Origin of the sequence: Candidatus Dedyshia acidiphila, from assembly GCF_051025295.1 — a bacterium.
In the GTDB taxonomy this organism is placed as follows: domain Bacteria; phylum Acidobacteriota; class Terriglobia; order Terriglobales; family Acidobacteriaceae; genus KBS-83.
In genome coordinates, this window is the sequence record NZ_JBMGJV010000133.1 from 1 (window position 1) to 254 (window position 254).

Consider the following 254-nt stretch of genomic DNA (forward strand, 5'->3'; position numbering starts at 1 on the left):
CGTCGTTTACGAAAAGCCGGTAGACGCAAAAGCCGAGCGCGAGCGACTGTCGAAGGAGCTCGCCCGCCTTGAAAAAGAAAAAGAGAACAGCGATCGCCAGCTCGGCAATGAGGCGTTCCTCGCCAAGGCGCCCGCAGCCGTCGTAGACGGTTTGCGTCGGCGCAATGCAGAGCTGGTCACGCTGCTCGACCGTGTTCGCGAATCGATCGCCGCGCTGCCCCCGGCCTGAGCGCGCCTACTCGCCTGTCGCTGCG

1 protein-coding gene is annotated in these 254 nt (G+C 64.2%); it reads left to right on the forward strand.

What is annotated here, in order from left to right; translation table 11 throughout:
• Window positions 1–229, forward strand: a 229-nt coding sequence (locus AC5IJH_RS18435) for a hypothetical protein (protein WP_491904280.1), incomplete at its 5' end; no start/stop codon positions are given.
• Window positions 230–254 lie beyond the last annotated feature (25 nt).